Origin of the sequence: Clostridium sp. DFI.1.208, from assembly GCF_024463855.1 — a bacterium.
GTDB lineage: Bacteria > Bacillota_I > Bacilli_A > Erysipelotrichales > Erysipelotrichaceae > Clostridium_AQ.
On the sequence record NZ_JANGCA010000211.1, the window covers coordinates 1 to 406 of the forward strand.

1 protein-coding gene is annotated in these 406 nt (G+C 52.5%); it reads right to left on the reverse strand.

Going from position 1 to position 406, the window contains the following annotated elements:
• Positions 1 to 406, reverse strand: a 406-nt coding sequence (locus NE665_RS24075) for an N-terminal phage integrase SAM-like domain-containing protein (RefSeq protein ID WP_256302727.1), incomplete at both ends; no start/stop codon positions are given.

Below are 406 nucleotides of genomic sequence, written 5' to 3' on the forward strand. Positions count from 1 at the left end.
AGTCGTTTCTGTTCCTGCACGTTCAATACGCGGACCTCCTTCTTCACCTCTCTTGGATATTCCACACAGCGGCAGGGATCATAGGAGACGATGCCCAGCTGGATCGCCCGTTTGAAGGAGAGCTTCAAGACCATGATGTGCTCCTTCAGCGTTTTGACACCCAGTCCGCCTCTTCCATCCAGCCTGCCCCTCTCATATTTGATATTCACATAGGCCTGCAGGATGGATTCCGTGATATCGTTCAGCGGATAATCGCCGAGCAGAGGACAGATATGACTACAGATATAGCTGCGGAAGCTGGCATAGGTGTTCGGCTTTGCGCTCAGCCTCACAAAATGCTCGAGGAAATAGAGCAGCCACTCCTCAAGGGAGGGCATATGATCAAAGGGATCCTCACTGCGGCCAT